Genomic DNA, 19,152 nt, shown 5'->3' on the forward strand with positions numbered 1-19,152 from the left:
CAGCTCCCCCGCTCAGGGGTGCTGGGTGATCAGGCTATGGTTATCCAGCATGTTCTGCAGGATGTCGTGGGACGTTGTCCCCGTCAGGCCCCAGTTACCGAGATCCACATCCTTCAAGGTGATCTGCTGGGTTACCTGGCCATCTCCGGCCGGCGAGACCGAGAGATTCACATCGCTGAGGCCATTGCTGCCGGCCGTCACCGAGGCCGAGAGGTGACCAAGCAGGCCATCGACGCTGTTGCTGCTGACTCCGCTCAGCATGTCCGCCAGATCGATCCTGTCCCCCTCCTCCGGATGGAAGTCGGTGATGGTGTCGATGGCGGGCAGGCTGGCGCTCCCCTCATACCCCTTCTGCCAGACGAAGAGATCACTGCCAGCCCCCCCGGTGAGGATGTCATTGCCCTGTCCACCCAGCAGGCGATCATCGCCGGAGGCACCGAACAACCAGTCCCCCTGAGCCGAGCCCAGCAGCTCATGGCCACTCTGGGTATGGATAGTGATGGTGTCGAGCTGGGTGCCAAGGGTGGAGCCACCCGCAGTGGACTCGGCGCTGACTCCCAGCACCTGATCCCCCGCCGTCAGGCCGCTCAGATAAAGCGGCACCGAGTGATCCCCGGGGATCAGCCAATCCCCCTGACCATCGACATGGCCTACTGTCTGGCCCTGTTCGTCCTGTACCTGGGCGCTGCCCAGGCCGCTGATGCGAATGGCGAGCTCGCCGTCGACCGGGTTCACCACGCTGGCGTTGAGGCCAAGGGGGATCACAGCCCCCTGCAGAGCGATGATCTCGTGAGCTCCCACGGTCAGGGTCGGCATATCCGGCTCGGCCGTCACCGTGATGGGGACCTGATCCGTGTCGCTCATGGCGCCGCCAAGCCCGATGTTGCCCTGATCCGTGGTGGTGATGGTGAGGTTGTCCTGGCCCCAGAAATCCGCCGCAGGTTCATAGTGCAGCTGGCTGTCGAGTAGCTGGTTGATGTCGCTCAAGGACCCCACCAGGAGGATCTCGTTGCTCCCCGCCCCCTGCACCGAGACGGCGCCAGCCGCCCCCAGCAGGGACAGTACACCGTGCTCCACCCGCAGCGTCATGGAGATGGGGGCGCTGCCCGCATCCACATCCTTCACGCTGATGCCGGAGAGGGAGAGAGCGCCATCCTCTTTGACCGACAAACTGGCCGGCACCTGGTTGACCGGGGCATCGTTGACCGCCTGCACCTCGATGGGCAAGACGCCGGTATCGCTCAGAGGCCCGCCACTGCCGGTGTTGCCAAGATCATCGGTGACCATGGTAAGCCGATCCTGGCCATTGAAGTCTTGGACGCCTTGATAGGTCACACCACCGCTGAGCAAGGCGTTGAGACTGGCCAGGGTGCCTGTCAGCACCAGGGCGCCGGTGCCATTGCCGACCACGGTCACCCCGCTGCCTGCCGGCAGGTTAAGGGTGCCGTGTTCGACCGAGAGGCGCACCTCGATGGGGTTGTTGCCCGCATCCACGTCCTTCACCTGCAGCCCCCGGATGACGAAGGGGGTATCTTCCTGCGCTACCTGGGGATCCGTCGGCAGTACATTGACCGGCGCATCGTTGACCGGGCTGATATCCAGATGGATGCTGCCGCCCACCTCGGGGCCGAGGGCACCGTTGTCCAGACTCTGGGCCGTCACCTTGAGATCCACAGCGCCATTGATGTCGTTGGTCACCAGCTCCACCGCATCGAGCTTGCCGCCATCCGTGGTGATCTGCCAGACGCCGCCCCCGAGATCCACCACAGTGCCGGCAACCCCGCTCGGCAGGCGAATTTCTGCACCGCCCGGTACCCCTTCAATGGTCACGCGTACCTGCTCCGGCCCGTTTTCGTGCACATTGCTGGCACTGCCACCGGTGGCCTGGGTATCCCGGGTCTCCAGCCCCAGGTTCAGGGTGATCACGTCCCCTTCCGTACCGCTCGCCTTGTCCTGAATATCGGCAACGATGGGATCCCCCACTGGGTTGACAGTGACGGTGAAGCTGCCACTGGTTTCAAGGGGCAGAATGAGCCCCTTATCCAGGGTAAAGGCGCTCAGGGTGAGATCCACGCTGCCGCTGAAATCCGCCGGCGGGATCAGGGTCAGTTTGGCGAAATCTGTGCCTACCGGCACCTGCCAGACGCCGCCACCATTGTTGACCGCGGGGGCCGAGAGGGTGAAACCATCGGGCACCCCTTTTATCTGCAGCGCCACTATCTGCTCGGAGCCGTCGCTGTCCACCAGGGCGGCATCGAAACCAGCGAGGCTGACGCTGCCATCCTCATCACCTGTCACGTCGTGCACGGTGAGCGCCGCCGGATCATTGACCGGCTTGACCTCGAAATTCACCTGGCCACTCCAGCTGCCGCGATCCGTGCCCGTGGTGGCGGTGTCGAGAATATCCACGGTCACGTCCAGCGGCACCTGGCCGCTGAAGTGCTCCCTGGGCACGAACACCAGATCCTTGAGGCCGTTGGCATCCACCACCAGCGACTGGACTGGGTTGCCGTTGCCATCGAGGAAGTGGCCGTACCCGGCATCGACGGTCACGGTCACCCGCTCCACCGTCTCCAGGCCGCCATCGGCCACCGAGGGGCTGATATCGGCGAGTTTCACCGAGAGATCGAGGTGGATCTCGGTGTCTTCCAGATTGTCCGGCTGGCCGTCGCCATTCACATCCTTCACATCCAGCTGCAGGCTCGGCATGCCATCACGACCACCGTTGACGTCCACCTCGGGGGTGATGGAGAGCGACACGTCTTTCTCCACCACCTTGGTGTCGCCACTCACCGTATCCGTGTTGACCAGCCGCACATTGAAATGCAGGCCATCACCGGCGTAGTCCTCTGGCAGGGTCAGGGTCAGGCTGTCAAGATCGCTCAGGCCATTAGGTAATTTGATCAGATACTCGCCGTTGACAAAGTCAAAGGTGAGCCCCTGCACGTTGACGCCGGCTGGCAAACCGGTAATGACGATGCTGAGCTCGTCATTGCCATTGTCCGTGCTGCCCAGGGTCACCAGTTGCCTGAGCTGGGCGCCAAAATCGACGCTGTGGTCTTCGACACCCGTGATGGGTTTGGTGTTGTCAAAATCGATAGTCGCGGCCACCTGACTGCCGTTGTTCGCGACATGGAACTCGGCGCTGGTGTTGAGCTCCCGGTACACAGGCACACTGATATCCCCCTCGCCGTTGTCGCCAAGATCAATCACCCTGGCGCTGACCTTGAAGGTGACGGTACCGGTAAAGCCATCCGGCGCATGCAGCGCATAGCTGCCAAGAGCACTGTTCGGCACTGTCCAGTTGCCCTTGCCATCGCTGATGCCCCCCACCACCACAAAGCCCGGCGGCAAGTCGCTGATGACCAGATAGTCGATGACCTCACTGCTGCTGGGATCGAGATCCTCGAAGGTGAACACGTCCTTGAGCGGAATATCATGCCCGTCCTGGCTATCCAGCTGGCCGGTTTGTACCAGCTGGCCATCGGGCTCCACCACAGCCCGAATATCCACGTGCAGGGTGCCATCGATCACCTTCTGGGCCGTGGCACTGGAGTCCACATCATGCTGGGTGATGGTGACATGGCTCTGGATGCGGGTGTCCCTGTCGCTGTCTTCGGGGGCTTTGACCAACAGCTGGCCGCCATTGAGCAGGTTCTGCAGGTCGGCGTCGCTCAAGTCCACGGCGCCACCGTTCACGGTTAACTGGGTATCCACTCCCCCGACCCGGATCCAGATTTCATAACCGGGTTCGATGCCGGAAAGGCTGAGGTGAGTGACATGCTCGGCGCTGTCGCTCAGGTCCGGATGCCAGTTCAGCACCACAAACTCATCTTCCAGACCATGGCTGGTCTTGGCATAGTCGCCGGCATCGATCTCGGGCTCCACCTTGATGGTGAGCGGCACATCGAAGCGCTTGTGATCCCCGTCATTCTCGGTCACTACCACATGACCGATAAGGTGTATATCGGCGGTGCTGTTGGGAGGCGGCTGGATCTGCAGATTGCCAAGGGATGACACATTCACCTGATAGAGGGGATTGCCCTGGCCATCGAGCCCGGCAAAGGTCAGGGTCAGCTCCTTGCCGCTGCCGTCAAACACCTTGGCCCCGGCCGGCAAGCCTTCCAGCACCAGGTTGAGGGTCTCCGAGGTGTCCAGCGGCGTGTCGACCTTCTCCCCTGACTCCAGCCGGAAGTCGAGCGGCGCCCGGCCATCTTCCTTGATGGTGATGGTGTAGCCGTCGCCCTCCTGGGTCCAGTCCGTGGTATTGAGATCAAAATGCGGTTTATCCACGACCCCGACCAGATCCACGTGCAGGCTCTGGCTACCGGTCTCCTTCTCGTTCACCACGGTATGGGTCTGGCCGTTGGCATCGGTCAGGGTGGCGGTGTCCTTCACCACCCCCTTGATGGTCAGATCAAAATCGACGTTGCTGTTTTTTGGCGGCAACAGCTTGAGGTCATTGATGCGATCGTAGGGCACCTCGTAGTAACCATTCGCATCCAGGGTCACCACTACCCCGCCCAGCAGCAGGGTGGCACCGGCGGGCAGGCCGCTGATACGCACAAACAGCTGCTCGGAGCCATCGGTTGTGTCCCCCAGATGGCCGAGCACTATCTTGCTACCAAGGTTGAGCTGGGTGTCTTCCTTGCCCTGGATCTCGCGCACGGTCAGCTTGGCGTCATCGGCGAGCGGATTGACGTTGATCACCACCTCCAGCGGATCGCCGAGGGCCGTCTCCTTGCCGGTCACCACCGGGGTCTTCTCCGTGCTCACCGGGGTCACCACCAGCTTGATGTCACCGCTGTAGTCCTTACCGGGCACTACGGTCACCTTGTTGATGTCGCCACCGGCCACCGTATAGAGGCCGTTCGCCCCCGGAGTGAGCACCTTACCGTTCAAGGTCAGAGCCCCCTGGCCGGAGGCCCACTCGATCTGGTAGCTCAGGGTCTCGGAGCCATCGATGTCGGTGAGGTTGGCATGCACGTTGAGGGCAACACCACTGCCATCCTCATTGATGCTGTAGTGCTTGTCGCTACTGCCATCCCATACCGGCTTGTCGGCAATGCCCTGTACCGTGATGTCCAGATTGCCGTTTAGCACCGAAGGCTTGCTCCCCTCAGTGACACCTACCTGCAACTTGACCGGGAAACTCAACGGACTGCCTCCGTTGTTGTAACTCGAATAGTCGTGGTTTGGCACGAAGGTGACACCGGTGAGCTGGAACTTGTCATCAGTGTTGGCCACCGCCACCATGGCCGCGGGCGGCACCTGATACCAGGTCTTGCCACCCAGGGTGATGGTGGTCAGTGCGACGCCGTTGAAATAGAAGGTGCCCTGGGCATTGGCAGGCGCCTGGATAAGCAACTGCTCCACATGCTCACCCCGATCGAAATCCCCCACATCCAGGTTCATGGTGATGGGGATACCCTGGCCCGGATCGCTCGCCCCAGCATCCTCCTGGCCGGTGACCGCGCTCACGGTGAGCTTGCCAGCCTCGTCCTTGATGGTCAGGGTCAATACCCCATCATCGGTGTCCCCATCCCCATCCACCAGATGGAACGCTATCTGCTGCACCAGGGTACTGTTGCTGTGATCGATGCCGGATTTCGCAGTGAAGCTGTAGTTACCCTCAGCCTTGATCACCAGGGTACCGATGATTTGCCCCGTACTGTCGGTAACCGCAATGGTGGTGTTACCGCTGGCGGCGATGGGGTGTTCGGTGCCATTGATGGTCACCGATCTCACCACCGCATCGTCTGCCCCCTCACTGGCGGGGGCCAGAAGATCGCCGGTCACTTTCGCACCTTCATACAGGGTCTTGCTCGCATCCACGGCCACGGGCACATCGTCCTGCACGCTCACATGGCCAATCACTTCGGCACTGAGGTCCCCGTCACTGTCCCGCGCCTGCAATGGCAGCTGGATATCCAGCAGATCCTTGCCCTGGATACTGTGATCCAGATTGCCGGTGAGCTCGAAGGTGTAGCGGCCGGACACATCCAGGGTCAGCTTGAAGATGAGCTTGCCTGCGCTGTCCTTGCCAAGGTAGACACCCGGCTGGCTGTCTGCCCCTATGGTGACCGCCTTGCCCCCCGACGTCAGGGTATTGAGGGTGTTGAAGCGGGCCACATCCAGTTGCAGGGAGGCAACCCTGTCACTCCCGGCGGCGATCGTCACCTGGCCGATGGCAACCTCTCCCGTGCCTGACGGGCTGGTGCCCCCATGCTGGCCACTGCCCCCGTTGAGATCCGACTCCTTGACGGTCACCCCCTCGATGGCGGTGATCACGGGGTCGGCGGCATCAGTGATCACGGCAGTGGTGCTGCCTGTGATCACGCTGCCATCGCTGTCGGTGACCTGTACCGGCAGAGTCAGATTGAGAGTGTCGCTCGTCTTGTGATCCAGGTTGGTATACACAGTCACCTGATACGCCATGGTCGCCTCGGTATGAGCCTCAATGCGCCCCGGCACGCTCGGCAGGGTCACGCTCAGCACCAGGGTGCCGTTGGCGGTCACTGCCTGGAAGCTGTGGCCGTTGCTGCCCGCCACCTCTTGCCAGGTGAGCGTCTGGCCGTTGTGGGTGACGGGATTGCCATCGGTATCCACCACTTGGCCGGAGAGGGTCAGACGCACATCCGTCACGGGATCGGAGTCCGCCTTGATGGTGATCTTGCCGGTATCCTGCTGATCATCCGCGCTCGAGTTGACGCCATCAAAGCGTCCTTCTTCCAGAGTCACACCGGTAAGAGTCAAGGTCGGCTTGTCCCCTTCCGAAATGCTGACATTGAGGGTGCCCGTGGTGCTGTCGTTGTTGCCAGATCCCTTGTCGCTGTCGATGACATTGACCTTGAATGGCAGCTCGGTGGCATTGCCAGCGCTCTGATGGACCCCTTCGAACAGGGTCACCTTGTAGTCAAAACCGTTGCTGGCGGCGTTGTCGAGCTTGCCGACAAGTTCCACCTGCAGCACCTCGATTCGCTGACCAGCCACCTCCACATAACCCTTGAGGAGCTGGCTGCCCGGTATAGCGGGATCCCCATCCACCAGTTCGTATTTCACCGGTTGACCCAGGGCGGTCAACGCCGGTTGTTCGGAAGGATCGGCAAACGACACCTCGCTCACCCGATCCGAACCGGCGCTGATCTGGAACTGGCCCGTGCCGGTGAGAGGATTGTGACCATCAAGGTTGCCCTCATCTAGGCTGACGCCGCTACCCGCAACAAAGGCGGGGGCACCGCCATCCTTGATGACCAGTGGCAACTGGGTAGAGACCCTGTCCCCATCTTTATCCGTGAGCGTCACGGCAAAGGGCAAATCGAGGGATTCATTGCCCTGATGATCCAGCTCGCCGCTCAAGGTGACTTTGCTGGTGACGCTCCAGTTGCCATTGCTCTCCACCAGATCGAGCTCGGCCCGCAGCACCTCGCGGCCATCGCTACTGGTGCCCACCAGATCGCCGTTGGCATCCAGGGTGAAGGTGACTGGACTGCCGTGGCTGCTGTACTTGCCATCCAGGCTGCTCTGGATGGCCGCGATATCGAACTTGAGGCTGCTTGGATCGAGTGCATCTGAGCCATGGCTTACGGTAAAACTCATGGTGCTGACGGCGGCGGCCTCCCCTTGCGCCATCTCTGTGATGGCGGTGCCGGTCACGGCGCTGATCACCGGGTTGTCCCCGTCGCCGATGGCGACGCTCAAGCTGGAGGAGACGGTATCACCGTCGCTATCGGTCAGGGTAAACGCGGCTTTAAGCAGGCTGTCTGCACTGCCCTGATCGAGCGGCTGATAAAGGGTGAAGCCATATTTGCCGTCGTTGCCGAGGGTGAGGGTGAACACCAGCTGACCATCTGGCGTGCGCCCTTCGATAAGGTGATCGGCCACCGTAACGGCCACACTCTGCTTGCCGGAGGTCAACCCCTGTAGCCCGGGCTGGCTGGCATCGAAGGTGATGCTGGCCAAGGGATCGCTGCCCGCGGTGATATTGAGCTCCCCCGAAAGGGTCTGGGCCGCGCTCCAGTCGCTGTCTTCCGTCAAAGTCAGGGAGACCGGATCGACCTGGGGCAAGGCGCCATCCGTAATATGGATATTGAGGGTGCCGAGGTTGCTCCTGTCCCCGTCAAAGTCGCTGCCCTGCACCTGCAATCCCAGGTTGACGCTGTTGGTACCCACCGGCTGATCCAGCACGCCATCGAGCTGGAGATGGTATTTGCCATCGAGATCCAGGGTAACAGTCAATATGCTCTTGCCCCCCGCATCGAAGAGGGTAATAACGTTGCCGCTCACCTGGTAACTGGTCGGCTTGCCGCCACTGGTGAGGCCGTCGAGCCCGGGTTGGCTTGCCTCGAAGTTAAGGGAGACCAGGCGATCGCTGCCCACATTGACCGGCAGCTGACCATCCAGGGTCTGGCCTGCCGACCCCTCTTGCAGCGTCACACCACTGTCGATGCCAAGACTCGGGTCGACACCGTCGTTGACGGTCACTACCAGATCGGCGCGGGTCTCGTCCCCATCTATCTCTTTGGCCGACACGGTGAGCCCCAATGAGAGCACATCGCTCCCCTGATGATCCAGCGGGCCGGTCAGGGAGACGGTCACAGTGCCATCGACATCGCTGCCGGACTGGCTGGCGCTCAGCTCGGCCTTGAGCACCTCGATCCGCTTGCCATTGCCATCCAGGTAGTAGCCGGTCAGCAGGCGATCCCCGGAAAATTCGAAGGTGAGTGCATGGCCGTCGCTGCTCATGCCGCTGCCATTGAGGCGCGTCAGGGTATCGCCCTGATTGGCGAAGATGACGGAGTCCGCCAGCAGGGGATCGGCCTGGTGACCAACCACAAAGTGGCTCTGCCCCACCACGGCCCCGACGTCGGTAAAGGCATCCTCGGTCAGGGTGATGGATGGCAGGGTAAAATCGGGGGGCGTGCTGTCCACCAGATTGACGTCGAGGGTGGCACGAACCAGATCCCCGTCGCTGTCGCGATACTCGAGGTTGAAAGGCAGGCTCAGGTTGTCCTGGCCGTGATCCAGGCTCTGGTTCCAGACGATGCGATAGCTGCCGTCATTGGCCAACGTCAGAGTAAAGACGGTGACCCCGGCGGCACTGGCCGTGAGGGTCTGGCCGCTGGTCTGATAGCTCAGGGGTGAGCCATGGCTGCTGAGGCCCAGTCCCTCAAGAGCGCTCTGATCGACGGCAAACCCGACCTGCAGGTTGCCATCCAGGCCGGCGCCGGTATGCAGGGAGCCGGTGGCGCTGACGGGTCCCTTCGCCAGATCCGCCTCGGAAAGAGTCAGGGTATCGCTCTGCCCGATAAGGGGAGCACCATCTATCACCCGGTTGCCCGCCAGATCGGTCACCTCGGCGCGCACCTCATAGGGTCCGGTAATGCCGGAGAGATCCAGACCCGCAAGTTGCCAGCGCCCGTCACTGCCCACCAGGGCGCTGCCGCTCAAAAGCCTCTCCCCATTCTGGCCGATGAGGGTGATGGTGACGCTTTGACCGGCTTCCACTTCCGTGGTCGTCCCGCTCAGGGTGACACCGCCCTGACCCAGAATAAGCCCCGTGTCGAGATCGTTGATATCGATACCGGCCCGGGTGTCGACGGTCACGGTCAGGGTATCGCTGGCGCGGTTACCGGCGATGTCCACCGCATTGACTTCAAAGGCATGATCGCCATCGGCCAGGGTATTGGGGATCTGGTACTGCCAGTTGCCCGCCGCATCCACCGTCAGCACGGTGAGCACATTGCCGCCAAGGGAGAGGGTCACGGTAGCGCCGGGCTCCCCCTTGCCTTGCAACAGTGGCGTATTGTCGCGGGTCAGATCGTCGGTCTGGCTGGCGCCCGTGTCACTCTCGTCCGCCAGATCCAAGGTAATAGTGGTGATGGTATCAAGCAGGGTCTGGCCGAGATCGCTGGCCCGGTTGCCCGATGCATCCTGAGTGTCCGCCTGTATGGTGAGCGGGCCATCCACCAGCTTGCCGGTCAGATCGCCAAAGTTGGCCTCCCAGACCAACCCGGGCAGTACAACCGTGGTCACCGTCAGCGAGTTGCCCGCCTGATCAGTCAGGGTCACGGTCACCGGCTGGCCGACCTCTACGTCGTCCACCGTACCGCGGATGATGACCCCGGTCGCCTCGGCGCCGTTGATGATGTTGTCGTCGGTCTGGGGTTCTGTGATGGTGATGGCCGCAAAGAAATCACGCGCCTCGGAAAAAAGCAGCTCATCGGTCGCAATACTGGCCCCATGATCCGTATCGAATCCGGCCTCGGCCAGGGTGGCATCATTGGTGCGATCGACGATGACGAAACCACCCTGGCTGGAGCCGGCAACCCCGCCGGCATTGCCAGCCCCTGCGGCGGCGTTGCCCGCGGCCGTCTCCTGAAACTGTTGCGTCGGGTCTATCCCCTGACGAATGGCCTCTTGCAACGAAGCGAGATCCGGATCCAGCGGCTGCTCGTTGCCGTTGACTGCGGCGGCGTCGGCACTGGCCTGTGCCTCAGGCTCTGCTGGCACTTCGGGGTCGGCCATCTCGACCTGCGCCCCTTGCGCCGTTTGCAGGCGATCACCGGGAACCAGCGCCATCCCGGCCTTGGCTGGTGTGACAGAACCATCTGCACTGATGACAAACGCGGGGCCCTCGACTCGAGCGATCACCGTGGATTTTTCAATTTGCAACTCTGCCATACCACCTCCGGCAAGAATGGAATCAAGCACACGGGTGTTAACAAGGTGCTCATCTGGAGAGCGATCATATAGCAATCGCTATCACGCTTCTTTTCACTATTTTCGACATAAACCCCTAAAAAATGGCCGTTACTTACTATGTTGTGCATATGAGGGACCTTGAACTGTCACATGAGCCTCAAATGGCATATTTAGCGCACCATTACTGACTGAACTGTTCATTGCCATGCGTTCAAACTTGTCGTCAGAGAGACCAGATTCCAGGCGTCCAATGCTTGAAGATAGTGCTGTTTCAACCCGTCTCCACCATGGTCAATTTGGGTCTCTCCTACCTAAAAATGAATAAATAAGCCATAAGCGGAGATTGGCGCTCCAACCAAGTATGATTGTCAAAGCCACATTGGAGTCGTGTGACTCAGAAAACGAGTGCCCCTGATCGGCCCTTGGGCCCTCACCACCAGAGCGGGTAACCCCCTGACAAGCCATGGTGTTTCCAGCAAAAATTTAACCGAGATCTCATTTCGACCGATTGCCTCCCGCGACGATTGATCTAGCGCAAACCCACTCCCGATAAATCATCATTGCCTATACCTATTTGGTAATGTATTCGGCGAGCAATCGCATAAAAAATCGGTTTATTCACCGTCAACAAGAGATTGGTCTGCCCACTCCCGCGCCCTGCGGGTGTTGATGTCCACGCAACAAGATGGAACGGGTCAGACCGCACCAAGACATTTATCTGGGAGTGATGATCGTGGGTTCACATAACAAACAAACCAGGCTGGGGCTCGCCGCCCTGCTACTGACCGGTCTGCTTGGCAGCAGCTGGGCTCAGGCCGAAGAGAGCACCAAGGGCAAGATAGAGGCACGCAACGAACTGTTTGCCAAGGATCACGCCGATCAGTTCAGCAGCTGGAAAGCCACCAGCGACAGCAAGGAGCGCAGCGACGCCCTGGCCGAGGATCCCAACATGGTGGTGCTCTGGGCAGGCTACGCCTTTGCCAAGGATTACAACAAGCCCCGCGGTCACTTCTATGCCCTGACCGACGTGCGCGAGACCCTGCGCACCGGCGCACCGAAAACCGCCGAAGATGGCCCCCTGCCCATGGCTTGCTGGAGCTGCAAGAGCCCGGACGTGGCCCGGGTGATCGACGAGCAAGGCGAGGATGGTTACTTCAAGGGAATGTGGGCCAAGGGCGGCCCGGAGATCGTCAACACCATCGGCTGCGCCGACTGCCATGACACCGCCTCGAAAGAGTTCAAGGAGGGTAAACCTGCCCTGCACCTCTCCCGCCCCTATGCCGATCGAGCCATGACCGCCATCGGCAAGCCGTTCAAGGAGCAGGGCCGCTTCGATCAGCAGTCCCAGGTGTGCGGTCAGTGCCACGTGGAGTACTACTTCACCGGCCCCACCAAGGCGGTGAAATTCCCCTGGGATGATGGTACCTCGGTCGAGCAGATGGAGGCCTACTACGACGAGCTGGGCTTCTCCGACTGGACCCACGCCGTATCCAGGACCCCCATGCTCAAGGCCCAGCACCCCGAGTACGAAACCTGGCGCGCCGGTATTCATGGCCAGAACAATGTGGCCTGCGTCGACTGCCACATGCCCAAGGTGCAAAACGAGCAGGGCAAGGTCTACACGGATCACAAGATTGGCAACCCGTTTGATCGCTTCGAACAGACCTGCCGCAACTGCCACACCCAGAGCAAGGAGATGCTGCAAGGCATCGTCAAGCAGCGCAAAGACGCCGTTGTCGAGACCAAGCTCAAGGTCGAGAAGCAGTTGGTGCGCGCCCACTTTGAAGCCAAGGCCGCCTGGGATGCCGGCGCGACCGACGCCGAGATGAAAGATATCCTGCAAGACATCCGTCACGCCCAGTGGCGCTGGGACTATGCCATCGCCTCCCACGGGGTGCAGATGCATGCCCCGGAAGTGGCCCTCAAGGTCCTGGGCAGTGCCCTCGACAAGGCTGCCGACGCCCGCACCAAGCTGGCACGCCTGCTGGCCGCCAAGGGGATCAGCCAGGAGATCGCCATTCCTGACATCTCCACCAAGGAGAAGGCCCAGACCGCCCTTGGCATGGACATGAAGCAGTTCAATAGCGACAAGGCCCAGTTCCTCAAGACCACTGTTCCCGCCTGGGATGCCGAGGCCAAAGCGGCCGGCCGGCTGGCACAGTAACCGATGCCTGCGGGCCCGCCGGTCGGGCCCGCAGCAGGATGGAGGCTTCATATGGGTGATTTGACGATGGATTTCTTACGACTGATGCTGATGGCGGCCATGCTGCTGACCAGCGTACAGGGCCAGGCCGCCGAGCAAACAACCGCTCCCGCTGCCGTGCCCCCCACCCACGAGGTGGAATTCTTGCGCAGCGCCGACAAGGCCTGTACCGACTGCCACAAGGATCAGGACGACGTCATGCACGGCAAGCATGGCAAGGCGACCAATCCCAACAACCTCAAACCGGTGACCTGCACCAACTGTCACGGCCAGCCCTCGCCCAAACACAGGGAAGGGGTCAAGGATGTGATGCGCTTTAGCAACAGCTTTAGCGACAAGAAGAGCACCGAGGCGTATCCCATCGTGGAGCAGAACAGCGTCTGCATGAGCTGCCACGAACCCAAGCCCCTGCGCGAGGCGCTTTGGGCCCACGACGTGCACGCCACCAAGCTCACCTGCACCAGCTGCCACGCTCTGCACCCGGCCAAGGAGCCCATGGTGGGGATCCCGGAAAAATCCCGCATCAAGCTCTGCGTCGACTGCCACAGCAAACAGCATGAGGCGGCCAAGGCCAAGGTCGAGGCAAACCAGGTCAAAGTGGCCCCGGGCAAGGAGGCATCATGAGCTGCTCTCGCCGTCAATTTATGGCGGGGATGAGCGCCGGAGCCCTCATCATGATGACGGGGCCGACCCGCTCGCTCGCCAGCTCTCTCGCCCACACCCAGACCATCGACGGGGTGCGCTACGGCATGCTGCATGACGAGCAGGCCTGCATCGGCTGCACCGCCTGCATGGACGCCTGCCGGGAAGTGAACCAGGTGCCGGAGGGGGTCTCGCGCCTCGAGATCATCCGCTCCGGCCCCGTTGGAGAGTATCCCGACGCCGAGTACCACTTCTTTCGCAAGTCCTGCCAGCACTGCGACAACGCCCCTTGCGTCCACGTCTGCCCGACTGGCGCCTCCCATATCCGTATGGAGGATGGCATCGTCGATGTGAACCCGGATCTGTGCGTCGGCTGCATGTATTGCCTGGCCGCCTGCCCCTATCAGGTGCGTTTCATCAACCCGGTCACCCGGGTCGCCGACAAGTGCGACTTTTGCCGCAAGACCAACCTGGCCCAGGGCAAGGAGCCGGCCTGCGTGGAATCCTGCCCCACCAAGGCGCTGGTGTTTGGCAACCTGGATGATCCCAACAGTCCGCTCTCCCAACGGCTGGTGAAGGAGACCACCTATCGCTACAAGCAGGCGCTCGGCACCTCGCCCAAGATGTACCGCGTGCCCAAAGGGGAGATAAAGTCATGACGATGCAAGAGGCATTTCACTTCCCTTCTCTCGTTTGGAACTGGCCGATCGCCATCTACCTGTTCCTGCTCGGCATCTCCGCCGGGGCCGCCACCCTGGCTGTGCTGCTGCGCCGCAAGGGGGCTGGCAGCGAGAGCGGTATCATCAAGGCGACCGCCATCCTGGCACCCGCGAGCGTGATCCTGGGCTTGTTGATCCTCATCTTCCACCTGGCTCGTCCCTGGACCTTCTGGAAGCTGATGTTCCACTACCAGTTCGACTCAGTGATGTCGATGGGGGTCATGCTGTTCCAGCTCTATATGGCAGTGCTGTTCGCCTGGCTGGCGGTGGTGTTCAGAAGCGAGATCGAGGGGCTGCGCGTCCGGTGGTTTCAGGATAAGTTCGCCTTTGTGGATAATCTCATCGCCTGGCTCGCCCGCATCGAGCGGCTGCTGGCCCCCGTTCTGCTGCTGCTGGCGGTGCTGCTCGGGGCCTATACCGGCTTCCTGCTCTCGGCGCTCAAGACCTATCCGCTCCTGAACAACCCGGTATTGCCAGTGCTGTTCCTGGTCTCGGGCATCAGCTCGGGCATCGCCTCCACCATCTTGCTGGCGGTGACCCTGTTCAAGGAGAACCACCACAGCCAGGGGGTCAGCTTCGTGCACCGCTTCGAGCGTCCCATGCTGGCGGTAGAGATCCTGCTGCTGGTCTGCTTCTTTACCGGCCTCTACTTCGGTGGCGGCCAGAAAGAGGTGGCCATGTGGGCCGCCATCGGCAGCGGTTTCTGGGCCCAGGTGTTCTGGGTAGGGGTGGTGGGTATCGGCATGGTGTTGCCCCAGCTGATCGCCTTCCTGACCCCGGCTCCCCTGCGAGAGAAGAGCGGCCATCTGGTGCTGGTGTGCAGCCTGACCCTGGTGGGGATCCTGCTGCTGCGCTACTTCGTGCTTTATGCCGGCCAGATGACGGTTGTTTAAAGGTATGATCACCAGCGCCAGCCGCCCCTCGGGCGACTGGCGCTGGTTTGTTGTTGGCCCAATGGATTTCTGGTGATGCCACACCCGCTGCCTGCCGAGCCCCCGCCAAACGGGAGACAACGCGGCGTGTGTGCCATGACATGAATGACATCGAAGAGTGAACCTGGAGGTTGTGTGCTGGCGGAGTTCGGCTATCTCTCACTGTTGCTGGCAACCCTGCTCTCCCTGATGCAGGGGTTACTGCCCTGGCTCGGGCTGCGGCTCGCCTCCCCCCCCTTGCTCGGCTGTGCCAGGCCATTGGCACTGCTCAATGCCGCCCTGCTTGGCGCTTCCCTGGTGCTGCTCGGGATCTGCTTTGCCCAGAATGATTTCACCCTGACCTATGTGGCCCAGCACGCCAACAGCGCCCTGCCCCTGGGCTACAAGATAGCGGCGGTGTGGGGCGGCCACGAGGGCTCCATGCTCTTCTTCGTCTTCGCGCTGGCCCTGTGGGGGGCGCTGGTGGCGCTTTGCTCCAGGCGGGTCGACCCGCTGATCCTGGTGCGGGTACTGGCCATTATGGGACTGATTGTGGGGGGCTTTGCCCTCTACACCCTGGTCTTCTCCAGCCCCTTCGATCGAATTTTCCCGGGGCCGCAGGAGGGGCGCGACCTCAACCCCATGCTGCAGGATATCGGCCTGATCCTGCACCCGCCGCTGCTCTATCTGGGTTACGTCGGTTTTGCGGTCAACTTCGCTTTTGCCATGGCGGCGCTGCACTCGGGCCGGCTCGACGGGGCCGTGGCCCACTGGAGCCGCCCCTGGGCGCTCGGCTCCTGGGTGTTTCTCACCGCCGGTATTGTGCTCGGCTCCTGGTGGGCCTACTACGAGCTTGGCTGGGGCGGCTGGTGGTTCTGGGATCCGGTGGAAAACGCCTCCCTGCTCCCCTGGCTGCTCGGCACCGCCCTGCTGCACGCTCTTGTGGTGTGCGAGAAGCGCGGCGCCTACGGCCACGCCGTGCTGCTGCTCTCCATCTTCACCTTCTCCCTGAGCCTGCTCGGCACCTTCGTGGTGCGCTCCGGCGTGCTCACCTCGGTACATGCCTTTGCGGTGGATCCGGATCGCGGCCTCACCCTGTTGCTGCTGCTCGGCCTGCTGCTCACAACAGCGTTGACCCTGTTTGCCCTGCGGGCCGACACCCGCGCCCCCTACGCCCGCTTCGGCTTCTGGTCCAAGGAGGGGCTGCTCGGCGCCGCCATCCTGCTGCTCTGCGTGGCCTGTGCCAGCGTGCTGCTCGGCACCTTCTACCCCATGGTGTTCAAGTCCCTCCATCTGGGATCCCTCTCGGTGGGCGCCCCCTACTTCAACACCATCTTCGTGCCGCTGGCCCTGCTGCTGATGGCCTTGATGACCCAGCTGCCGCGCCTGCGCTGGCAAGGCTTGAGTATTGACTCCCGCCTTACCCGCTGGCTGCCGCCACTCTTTGGCCTGCTGGGCGGGGGGCTCTTGACCCTCGCCTATCGGGAGTTCGGCCCCTTGCGCTGGATGGGACTGGTCGCCAACGTGCTGAGCCTCTGGCTGATTGCCAGCCTGCTGATGAACTTCTCGTTCAGACAGGGGAATCGGAGGGCCAGTCGGCTGGGTAGCCTGCTCGCCCACCTCGGGGTGGCGGTGTGCGCCCTCGGCATCGCTCAGGTGAGCCACTACAGCCAGGAGAGTGGCACCGTGCTTGAAGCAGGCAAGCCCTATCGGCTCGGTGCCTATGAGTTTCGCTATGAGGGGAGCGAGCCGCTGCTCGGCCCCAACTACACCGCCGAGCGCATCACCCTGAGCGTGCACAAGGGGGGCCAGGAGGTGGCCCGCCTGATGCCGGAGCGGCGCCACTACAGCGTGCGCACCATGAACATGAACGAGCCCGGCATCGCGTGGGGGCTGTTTGGCGATCTCTACGTGGTGCTTGGCGAGAAGATGGGGCCACACGCCTACGCCATGCGCCTGCACTACAAGCCGCTGGTGCGCTGGATCTGGCTGGGGGGCATGCTGATGATGGCGGGTGGCGCCCTGCGCCTGCTTGCCCGCCGTCCCTTGCTGGCCTCCCGCCCGGCGGCGGCCACCTCGCCTCGCCCCCGTCTCGAACAGGAGTCCCTATGAGATCCCGCCTGCGCCTCTTTCTGCCCCTGATCCTGACCCTGGGCCTCGGCGCCCTGCTCCTGCTCGGCCTTGGCAACAACCCCTACAGCCAGGATGAGGCTACCCTGGGCCGCACCCTGCCGGCCTGGCAGAGTGAGAACTTGCTGGGAGGAGCGGCCATTGACACCGCCAGCCTGAAAGGGGAACCCTTTGTGCTCAATGTCTGGGCCAGCTGGTGCCCCAACTGCCGCGCCGAGCATCCGTTGCTGGGCGAGCTGGCAAGCACAGTGCCACTCTACGGCCTCAACTATCGGGACAAGGGGGATGCGGCCCGCGCCTGGCTGATGGAGGCGGGCAACCCCTATCGCGCCGTGCTGGCCGACCCGGACGGCAAGCTGGCCCTGGAGCTCGGCGTCTATGGCACGCCGGAGACCTATCTGTTCGATGCAAATGGCACCCTGCTCACCCGCCACACGGGTCTGCTCACCCGGAAGATCTGGCAGCGCCAGTTTGTGCCCCTGCTCGACAAGGCTCGCGCCAACGCGCAAATAGAGGCTGCCAGTACAGTGCCATCGACTCGGGAGAGACAGTCATGACGCGCCGTCCTCTTGCCGCTGCCTTGCTGCTCCTCGGTATGTTCCTGAGTGCGAGCTCGTTTGCCAGCGGGGTCGATACCTATGAGTTTCGCCACCCCGAGCGGCAGGCCCGCGCCCAGGAGCTCGCCCGCGCCCTGCGCTGCCCCCAGTGCCAGAACCAGAACCTGGTGGAGTCCAACTCCCCCATCGCGCGGGATCTGCGCCTCGAGGTCTACCGCTGGGTCGACGAGGGGCAGAGCGATGAAGAGGTGATCGCCCGCATGACCAGTCGATTTGGCGACTTCGTGCGCTACGCTCCCCCCTTCAAGGCCAGCACCCTGCTGCTGTGGGGCGGTCCTGCCCTGCTGCTGGGGCTGGCGCTGCTGACGCTCGGCCGCCGCCTGAGGATCAAGGGGGCTCAAGCCATTGCCATTGAGGGCGACACAGGCCGCGCCGGTGTCGATCATCGCAGCGCGCTGAACCGCCGGATCATGGCCGAGCAGCAAGCCGGGCTCTCCCCCGACCTTCCCCTCTATCGGGAACTGACCGCAGCCAATCTGGCCAATGCCACCCCGGTCCCCGAGCAGGCGCTCAGGGCCCGGCTGGCCCTGGCCCCCAGAGCCCACCATGCCCGCTACGTCTGGCTGCTTGGCGCTCTGCTGCTGGCAGGGATCGCGAGCTTTTACGCCAGCACAGGCCGCTATCAGGCGTGGCAGGCGCATCTGTCTCGCCCCGATCCCCTGGCGGGCCTGAGCCCCCGGGATCTGCAGGACAAGGAGCTGGGGGCCCTGCATCAGAAGCTGCAGACCAATCCCGCCGATCTCGACAGCTGGGCGGCGCTCGGCCAGCTCTATCTCTATCGGGATGAATATGACAATGCCTGGCTTGCCTACCAGCGTTTGGCACTGCTCGAAGGAGGGGCCAGCGCCGCCACCCTGGCCGCCCAGGCCACGGTGCGTTACTACCAGGCGGGCCAGCAGCTCACGCCCGAGGCCCGTCGCCTGCTCGATGCTGCGCTTGAGCTCGACAAGGGGGAAGTGAGTGCCCTGATGCTGCTCGCCTCCGATCACTTCCTGCACGCCCGCTACCGCGAAGCCATCGCCCTGTGGCAACAGTTGCTGGATGAGGAGCGCCCTCGCATCAACCGCGCCGCCCTTATTCAGGCCATTCAGACCGCGAGGATGATGGGGGGATAACCGCCAGGTTGGGGAGCGACAAGAGGCAAACCGCCATCCTGTGGCCACCTATCGTCCCCTCCCCTTTACGCTGAACACACACACGCCCCCATACGGGGGCGTGTTGCTTTT

Annotated in this window: 8 protein-coding genes; 7 read left to right on the forward strand and 1 reads right to left on the reverse strand. The window is 62.5% G+C overall.

Going from position 1 to position 19,152, the window contains the following annotated elements; all coding sequences use genetic code 11:
• Positions 1-12: 12 nt before the first annotated feature.
• Positions 13-10,683, reverse strand: coding sequence for a retention module-containing protein (locus tag MRK42_RS11605; protein WP_354688264.1), 10,671 nt, complete (start codon positions 10,681-10,683; stop codon positions 13-15).
• A gap of 748 nt (positions 10,684-11,431) precedes the next feature.
• Between MRK42_RS11605 and nrfA the strand changes: the two genes are divergently transcribed.
• The 7 genes from nrfA (at position 11,432) to nrfF (ending at position 19,041) form a co-directional block, all read left to right on the forward strand.
• On the forward strand, positions 11,432-12,868 hold the full coding sequence (gene nrfA / locus MRK42_RS11610) for an ammonia-forming nitrite reductase cytochrome c552 subunit (RefSeq protein WP_338610007.1): 1,437 nt from the start codon (positions 11,432-11,434) through the stop codon (positions 12,866-12,868).
• 51 nt (positions 12,869-12,919) lie between these two features.
• Complete coding sequence (gene nrfB / locus MRK42_RS11615; RefSeq protein ID WP_042071483.1) at positions 12,920-13,531, forward strand: cytochrome c nitrite reductase pentaheme subunit; 612 nt, start codon at positions 12,920-12,922, stop codon at positions 13,529-13,531.
• Entirely contained in the window at positions 13,528-14,208 is a 681-nt protein-coding gene (gene nrfC / locus MRK42_RS11620; protein WP_201977909.1) for a cytochrome c nitrite reductase Fe-S protein, read from the forward strand. Before nrfB ends, nrfC begins: the two co-directional genes overlap by 4 nt.
• Positions 14,205-15,161 (forward strand): cytochrome c nitrite reductase subunit NrfD, encoded by a 957-nt coding sequence (gene nrfD / locus MRK42_RS11625; protein WP_026456712.1) that lies wholly within the window; start codon positions 14,205-14,207, stop codon positions 15,159-15,161. The genes nrfC and nrfD overlap by 4 nt, the downstream gene beginning before the upstream one ends.
• A gap of 174 nt (positions 15,162-15,335) precedes the next feature.
• Positions 15,336-17,291: a heme lyase NrfEFG subunit NrfE gene (gene nrfE, locus MRK42_RS11630; RefSeq protein WP_061477467.1), complete on the forward strand. Its 1,956-nt coding sequence runs from the start codon at positions 15,336-15,338 to the stop codon at positions 17,289-17,291.
• Positions 17,288-17,866 carry a DsbE family thiol:disulfide interchange protein gene (locus tag MRK42_RS11635; RefSeq protein ID WP_026457785.1) on the forward strand — a complete coding sequence of 193 codons (579 nt, stop codon included), beginning with the start codon at positions 17,288-17,290 and terminating at the stop codon, positions 17,864-17,866. Before nrfE ends, MRK42_RS11635 begins: the two co-directional genes overlap by 4 nt.
• Positions 17,863-19,041 carry a heme lyase NrfEFG subunit NrfF gene (nrfF, locus tag MRK42_RS11640; protein WP_061477466.1) on the forward strand — a complete coding sequence of 393 codons (1,179 nt, stop codon included), beginning with the start codon at positions 17,863-17,865 and terminating at the stop codon, positions 19,039-19,041. The genes MRK42_RS11635 and nrfF overlap by 4 nt, the downstream gene beginning before the upstream one ends.
• Positions 19,042-19,152 lie beyond the last annotated feature (111 nt).

Source organism: Aeromonas sp. 19NY04SH05-1, from assembly GCF_040581895.1.
Classification (GTDB): Bacteria; Pseudomonadota; Gammaproteobacteria; order Enterobacterales; family Aeromonadaceae; genus Aeromonas; species Aeromonas enteropelogenes.

Excerpts from the sequence above, each read along its gene's own strand:
- MRK42_RS11605 (WP_354688264.1), bottom strand. The coding sequence starts at position 10,683 with ATGGCAGAGTTGCAAATTGAAAAATCCACGGTGATCGCTCGAGTCGAG.
- nrfA (WP_338610007.1), top strand. The coding sequence starts at position 11,432 with ATGATCGTGGGTTCACATAACAAACAAACCAGGCTGGGGCTCGCCGCC.
- nrfB (WP_042071483.1), top strand. The coding sequence starts at position 12,920 with ATGGGTGATTTGACGATGGATTTCTTACGACTGATGCTGATGGCGGCC.
- nrfC (WP_201977909.1), top strand. The coding sequence starts at position 13,528 with ATGAGCTGCTCTCGCCGTCAATTTATGGCGGGGATGAGCGCCGGAGCC.
- nrfD (WP_026456712.1), top strand. The coding sequence starts at position 14,205 with ATGACGATGCAAGAGGCATTTCACTTCCCTTCTCTCGTTTGGAACTGG.
- MRK42_RS11635 (WP_026457785.1), top strand. The coding sequence starts at position 17,288 with ATGAGATCCCGCCTGCGCCTCTTTCTGCCCCTGATCCTGACCCTGGGC.
- nrfF (WP_061477466.1), top strand. The coding sequence starts at position 17,863 with ATGACGCGCCGTCCTCTTGCCGCTGCCTTGCTGCTCCTCGGTATGTTC.